This is a genomic window from Nitratifractor sp., from assembly GCF_015487065.1.
Lineage (GTDB): Bacteria > Campylobacterota > Campylobacteria > Campylobacterales > Sulfurovaceae > Nitratifractor.
Genome location: NZ_WFQN01000041.1, coordinates 1 through 6,933, shown reverse-complemented (window position 1 = coordinate 6,933; position 6,933 = coordinate 1). Strand labels below are relative to the sequence as shown.

The following is a 6,933-nucleotide window of genomic DNA, read 5'->3' as shown; positions in this document are numbered from 1 at the left end:
GTGCCAGTGGTTGGGGTTGGCTTCGGGGTTGTCGATAAGGCTGTCGCAGGTTTCACAGACCAGAATCGATTGATCGGCCGTGCCGTCGGAGGGAGGCACTTCCCTCACTTTCAGGTTCTCGGTGGCGCCGCAGAGTTCGCATTTGTTTTCCGCCCGTTCACGGAGTTGAGTCTCGAGGCTCATAGATATCCTTTTGGGGAGATAAAATCGGGCGCATTATAGCATTTTCGCTAAAATCGCCCTATCTATCCTTTCTGATCCGGAGCGCTTTTTTATGAAAACCATCACCGTCATCGACACCTTCGCCTTCTTTTTCCGGGCCTATTTCGCCCTGCCGCCGCTGAAGAACTCCGAGGGGTTTCCTACGGGGCTTTTGACCGGCTTTATCAACTTCATCCATCAGCTCCAAAAAGATCATGCCACCGACTACATCGTCTTCGCCATGGACAGCGAGGGGCCCACCTTCCGCAAGGAGATCTATCCCGAATACAAGGCCAACCGCCCCGCCCCCCCGGAGGATCTGATGCAGCAGCTCCCCGTAGCCATCCGCTGGGTGGAGAAGATGGGCTTCGCCAACCTGAGCAAGGCGCGTTTCGAGGCCGACGATGTGATCGCCACCCTGACCAAATGCGGCAAGGAGCAGGGGATCGTGGCCAAGATCGTCAGCTCCGACAAGGATCTCTATCAGCTCCTGGACGACGATCAGGTCTATATCTACGACTGGGTCAAGAAGAAGGCGGTGGACGAGAAGGGGTGTCTGGAGAAGTTCGGTGTGCATCCCAGAGATTTCGTCGATTTCCAGGCCCTGATCGGCGATACCAGCGACAATGTCCCCGGCGTGCCGGGCATCGGTCCCAAGACCGCTTCCAAACTCATCAACGAGTTTCACACACTCGAGAATCTCTACGCCCATCTGGAGGAGGCGGGGACTCCGAGGATCCGCAAGCTCCTGGCCGAACACGAAGAGCAGGCCTTTCTCTCCCGGGAGCTGGTGCGGCTGGTCGACGATGTCTTCGACAGCTGTGCGCTGGAGGAGTACGCCTTCGAAGACCGCAACTATCTGGCGGAGCTGAAAGAGGAGTTTGAAAAGTACGAGATGCGTCAGGCCTTGCGTTGGGCGGAAGGGAACGGTTCAGTCCGCTCCGGCGGCGGAAAATCGGAAGCGGCGGCGGAAGAGCGGCCAGAGGCCCCGGCAGCCTTCGAGGCGGTACTGTTGGATAGTGAGGCGAAGTTACAAAAGGTCCTGGAGGCGATTCCTGCCGATGCGGTGGTGGCTTTCGATACCGAGACTTCAGGGCTGGATACCCGCACGGCGAAGCTGGTGGGCTTCTCTTTCGCTTTCGAGGAGGATCGGGCCTACTATGTCCCCGTGGCCCACAGCTATCTAGGGGTGGGGCCCCAGGTGGGAGCTGCGGCGGCGGAAGCGGCCATCCGGAAGCTGATGGGGCATCGTATCGTGGGCCAGAATCTCAAATTCGACCTCTCGCTGCTCTACAACCGTCTGGGGCTGGAGCGGATCGAGCCCGAGGCCGATACGATGATTCTGGCCTGGCTGCTGGATCCCGGGAGCCGGGTAGGGCTGGACGCCCTGATGCAGAAGTTCCTGGGCTATACGATGAAATCCTTCAAAGAGACGGTCAAAAAAGGGGAGGATTTCTCCAGTGTCGCTCTGGAAGAGGCGGCCTTTTATGCGGCGGAAGATGCCTGGGCGACCCGCAAGCTCTACTTCCGTCTGCGGGAGCTTTTCGAAAAAGGGGGACTGGAGCATCTGCTCAAAGAGGCCAAAGAGGTGGAATTTCCCTTTATCAACGTCCTGATTGCCATGGAGACCCTGGGGATTCGGGTCGATACCGGCCATCTGCAGCGGCTGGGGGAGGAGCTGCGCCGGGAGCTGGCTCGCCTGACCGAGGAGATCCACGCGCTGGCCGGAACGGAGTTCAACATCAAGTCGACCCAGCAGCTGGGCAATGTGCTCTTCGGCACTCTGGGGCTCAAAGGGGGCCAAAAGACCAAGACCGGCTACAGCACCAACGAATCGGTCCTCAGGGGGCTCATCGGCGAGCATCCCATCGTGGAGAAGATCCTGGAGTACCGGGAGCATCAGAAGATGCTCAGCACCTATGTCGACCCCCTGCTCAAACTGGCGCACAAGGATCCCGGGCAGCGGATTCACACCACCTTTGTCCAGACCGGGACCGCCACGGGACGGCTGGCTTCCAAGGATCCCAACCTGCAGAACATCCCCGTCCGCAGTGAGCTGGGGCGCCGGGTGCGCCGGGCTTTTGTCGCCGAGGAAGGCCACCGGCTCATCTCCATCGACTACTCCCAGATCGAACTGCGGCTTCTGGCTCACTTCAGCGGCGATGCGGCCCTGCGGGAAGCCTTTGCCGAGGATCAGGATATCCATATGGCCACGGCGATCAAACTCTTCGGCCCCGAGGAGGCGGCAGCGAAGCGGAACTTCGCCAAATCGATCAACTTCGGTCTCCTCTACGGTATGGGTTCCCGCCGACTGGCCGATGAACTGGGGATCAGCACCCGGGAGGCCAAAGAGATCATCGAGGCCTATTTCGCCGCCTTCCCCACGGTCAAAAGCTACCTGGAGTCGATCCAGGAGCAGGCCAAAGAGCAGGGGTATGTGGAGACGCTGCTGGGGCGGCGTCGGGTCTTCGACTACGAGGGGGCCTCGGGAATGATGAAGGCGGCGATCCTCCGGGAAGCGGTCAACACCGTCTTTCAGGGGAGTGCGGCGGATCTGATCAAGCTGGCGATGCTGGAGATCGACACCCTGATCCGGGAAGAGGAGCTCAGCGCACGGATGCTCCTGCAGATCCACGATGAACTGATCTTCGAAGTCCGGGAAGCTGAGGCCCAAAAAACTGCCGAGCGTTTTCAGCAGATGATGGAGCGGATCTATCCGCTGGAGGTTCCCCTGAAATGTTCGGTGAGTATCGCCGAGAGCTGGGATCGGTTGAAATAGGCGAAAGGGGAGATTCCTTAAAATATTCTTAACAGTTGTCGCCTCTGTGAAACTACACACTGTGCATTAAATCTATCACGGTACAATCGGCCAATTTTACGTACGTGATTAGGCGGTATGACAATGTTGAACAAGATTTTTTCCATGAAAGTGGCCGTGGCTTTGATGCTGATCTTCGCCGTAGCGATCGGAGCCGCCACCTTCATCGAGAACGACTACGGTACCCAGACGGCGCGGGCCCTGGTCTACAACGCCCGATGGTTCGAACTGCTTCTCTTCTATTTCTGTGCGACCATTCTCTACAACATCATCCGTTTTCGTATGTATCGCCGGGAGAAATGGGGACAGTTGGTGCTGCATGTGGCGCTGTTGCTCATCGGTATCGGAGCGTTGGTGACTCGTTATGCCGGCTACGAAGGTATCCAGCACATCCGGGAGGGAGAGAGCAGCCGTGTCATGGTCAGTGATCGGATGATTCTCGACGTAGCGCTCAAAGATCACGACAAAATCACCGAGTTTGAGCGCCCTCTCTATCTCTCTTCGATGACGAAAAATCACATCAGCGACACCCTGACGCTCAACGGTAAAAAGATCCGTCTGGAGCTGCTGGATTACCTTCCCGCCGCCCGGGAGACGGCGGTCCCCGATGCAAAAAAGGGGACGACGGTTCTGGCGTTGAAGGCGGCGGCCGGCGGACAGGGGGAGGATCTCTATCTCGCCAAGGGGAGTGAAAAGGATATGGGAACCTTTCTCCTCTCCTTCGAAGGCAAACAGTCCACCGTCAAACCGACGATTTATATCACTCAGAAAGAGGGCAATTTGACGATCGAGTCCCCTGTTCCCCTGAAGACGTTGAATATGGCCGATCGGCAAGCCGGGGAACTCCCGGCGGGAGTCCATCCTTTCCAACCTCGCAAACTCTACACCTTCGCCGGCAACTCTCTGGTCCTGCGCAAGGTCTATCCCAAAGCGCGGATCACCTGGAAGAGCGTCGCGCTCAAACCGGGAGGAAAATATCCCCAGATGCTGGTGATGAAGGTGAGTCACAACGGCAAAAGTGAGGTCGTGCGACTCAAAGGCCGTCGGGCTCAGCCCGGGACGCCGGTGATCGTCAACTTCCCCGATATCGGGGTGAAGCTCAGCTACGGCGCTCGGATCATCCCGCTCCCTTTTGCTATCAAGCTGGACGATTTTCAACTGGAGCGCTATCCCGGCTCCATGAGCCCCGCCTCCTACTCCAGTTACGTCACTGTCATCGACAAAGAGCGCAACGTTACCATGCCTTACCATATCTACATGAACCATGTGTTGGATTATCGGGGGTACCGTTTCTTCCAATCCTCTTACGATATGGATGAGAAAGGCACAGTGCTCTCCGTCAATCATGATCCGGGGACGCCGATCGCCTACCTGGGCTATCTGCTGCTGGCGCTGGGCTTTCTCTGGAGCTACCTCTCTCCCAAAGGACGCTTCCAGGCTCTGCGCCGCAAACTCAAAAAACTGGAAAAACCCGCAACGGCATTGTTCTTGGCTGGGATGCTCTGGCAGGGAGCGGCTCCGCTGCAGGCTGCCGCTATCGACTCTTCGACCATCACGCCTCAGGAGCTCAAGAGTATCAGCGCCATCGATGCAGGACACGCGCTGCGTTTCGGAACGCTGGTGGTCCAGGGGAACGGCGGGCGGATGAAACCCATGGATACCGTCGCTCACGAGATCCTCTCCAAAATCGCCCGCAAAAATGAGATACTGGGGATGAATGCGGATCAGGTGCTGCTGGGGATGTTGGTGGAGCCCCAGGTCTATCAGAAACTGCGGATGATCAAGATCTCTCATCCCCTCATCGCCAAAAAGCTGGGCCTTCCCAAAGAGACCCGCTATGTCTCTTATGACGATTTCTTCGACAAAAAGACCGGCGCCTATCTGCTGCGGGCGGATGTCATGGCCGCCTCCCGGAAGCGGGCCGCGGATCGGAACCAGTACGACAAAGATCTTCTCAAGGCCGACGAACGTCTCAATGTAGCCTACATGGTCTTTCAGGGGACATTGCTGCGGATCTTCCCCAAAGCGGGCGACAAGATGCACCGCTGGTACGCTCCCCTGGATGCCATGAAAAAATTCCCTCCCAAAGAGGCGGAGCTGGTGCGCCTGATTACAGCCAACTATTTCAAAAACGTCGAAGACGGCATCCGAACCGGACAATGGAAAAAGGCCGATTCGGCGCTGGATGTAATCAAAAAGTATCAGTACTTCTACGGTGGGGAGATCATCCCTTCCCAAGAACATATCAAGATGGAGATCGCCTACAACAAGTTCAATATCTTCAACCGATTGGTTCCTGTCTATCTGCTGGCAGGGCTCTTGCTGCTGATCCTGGCCTTTGTGCATATCCTCAAACCGAATTTTTCGCTGAAGTGGCCGGTGCGTATCACCTTGGCGGTACTGATCGCCGCGTTCTTCGCCCACACGGTGGGATTGGGGCTGCGATGGTATATCGCCGGGCACGCCCCCTGGTCCAACGCGTATGAATCGATTCTCTATATCGCCTGGGCCACGGTACTGGCGGGCTTCGTCTTCTCCCGCCGCTCTCCGCTGACCATGGCGGCTACGTCGATTCTGGCGGGGATCTTCCTCTTCGTCGCCCATCTCAACTGGCTCGATCCCCAGATCACCAACCTGGTGCCGGTCCTCAAATCCTACTGGCTGATGGTCCATGTGGCGGTGATTACCGCCAGTTACGGCTTTTTGGGGCTGGGGGCACTGCTGGGAATGCTGGTCCTGGTCCTCTTCATTCTCCGCGGCAAAGCGGGCAACCCCAATATCGACCGGGCGATCAAAGAGCTGAGTATCATCAACGAAATGACCCTCCTCATCGGCCTGGCACTCATTACCGTCGGCAACTTCCTCGGCGGAGTCTGGGCCAACGAATCCTGGGGGCGCTATTGGAGCTGGGATCCCAAAGAGACCTGGGCGGCGGTGACGATTCTTGTCTATGCCGCGGTGGTGCATATGCGTTTCATCCCGAAACTCAACAACCTCTATGCCTTCAATGTGGCGGCGGTGCTGGCCTATAGCTCGGTCATCATGACCTACTTCGGGGTCAACTACTATCTCAGCGGAATGCACTCCTATGCCGCCGGAGATCCGGTCCCCATCCCGGGATGGGTCTGGCCCGCCGTGGCGTCGGTCTTTGCCCTGATCCTGTTGGCGGCCCGGAACCGCAAGCTGAAATAGCCGTGTCTTATGCCGGAGTACGTTCCGGATTTTCTAAGAGCATTCATAGTATCATTGCACCCGTTTTTCTCCACGCCCCCATCGCTTAACAGGATAAAGCAGGGCCCTCCTAAGGCCTAGCTGGAGGTTCGAGTCCTCCTGGGGGTACCATGACTTTCAATCTTCAGCACATTTTGGTATAATGCGCTCCCAAAAGTCCTGATGAGTCTCTTACCGTCAAAGAGAGTTGTCAGAACTTTTCAAACATCTATTCAAGGAAGTACAATGACCGTTATCAGACTGACCCGCATGGGACGCAAAAAGAAGCCTTTCTACCGCATCGTCGTCACCGACAGCCGCAAGCGCAGAGACGGAGGCTGGATTGAGTCCATCGGTTTCTACAACCCCGTCTCCAAAGAGAAAGAGATCAAACTCGACGAAGAGCGCCTCAACTACTGGCTCAGCGTCGGTGCTCAGATGAGCCCCACCGTCAAGCGTCTCGCCGGCAAGAAGTAAGTCCCTCCATGGTCCGGGACTTCATCCTCTCCTACGCCCGGCTCATCGTCCGACATCCCGAAGCGCTGCGTCTCGAAGAACGGCCGCTGGATGAGCAGTACGACGAGATCCTCCTCTATGCCCATCCTGATGATGTGGGCAAGCTCATCGGCAAAGAGGGCCGAATGATCAACGCGATCAAAACCGTCATCTCCGGCTGCAAGGCCAAAGGCGGCAAGAACTACCGG

The 6,933-nt window shown here is 57.2% G+C and carries 4 protein-coding genes, 1 tRNA gene and 1 pseudogene; 5 read left to right on the top strand and 1 reads right to left on the bottom strand.

What is annotated here, in order from left to right; genetic code table 11:
* A pseudogene (locus F8I07_RS02175) lies at nucleotides 1-183 on the bottom strand (alkylphosphonate utilization protein); the annotation flags it as partial.
* A gap of 91 nt (nucleotides 184-274) precedes the next feature.
* On the opposite strand from F8I07_RS02175, the gene polA reads away from it, so the two are divergent.
* From polA to F8I07_RS02150, 5 genes are all read left to right on the top strand, one after another.
* The gene (gene polA / locus F8I07_RS02170) at nucleotides 275-2,980 is read left to right on the top strand and encodes a DNA polymerase I (RefSeq protein ID WP_292655143.1); all 2,706 of its coding nucleotides are present in this window, start codon (nucleotides 275-277) and stop codon (nucleotides 2,978-2,980) included.
* Between the two features lie 123 nt (nucleotides 2,981-3,103).
* Nucleotides 3,104-6,211 (top strand): cytochrome c biogenesis protein CcsA, encoded by a 3,108-nt coding sequence (gene ccsA / locus F8I07_RS02165; protein ID WP_292655140.1) that lies wholly within the window; start codon nucleotides 3,104-3,106, stop codon nucleotides 6,209-6,211.
* 74 nt (nucleotides 6,212-6,285) lie between these two features.
* Nucleotides 6,286-6,361, top strand: a tRNA-Arg gene (locus F8I07_RS02160).
* Between the two features lie 114 nt (nucleotides 6,362-6,475).
* A complete protein-coding gene (gene rpsP, locus F8I07_RS02155) occupies nucleotides 6,476-6,706 on the top strand; it encodes a 30S ribosomal protein S16 (RefSeq protein ID WP_292655137.1) in 231 nt (76 codons plus the stop codon).
* Between the two features lie 8 nt (nucleotides 6,707-6,714).
* On the top strand, nucleotides 6,715-6,933 hold a 219-nt coding region (locus F8I07_RS02150), incomplete at its 3' end, for a KH domain-containing protein (protein ID WP_292655134.1).

What these genes read in the sequence shown, in the direction of transcription:
- rpsP (WP_292655137.1), top strand. Translation starts at nt 6,476, where the DNA reads ATGACCGTTATCAGACTGACCCGCATGGGACGCAAAAAGAAGCCTTTC.
- ccsA (WP_292655140.1), top strand. Translation starts at nt 3,104, where the DNA reads ATGTTGAACAAGATTTTTTCCATGAAAGTGGCCGTGGCTTTGATGCTG.
- polA (WP_292655143.1), top strand. Translation starts at nt 275, where the DNA reads ATGAAAACCATCACCGTCATCGACACCTTCGCCTTCTTTTTCCGGGCC.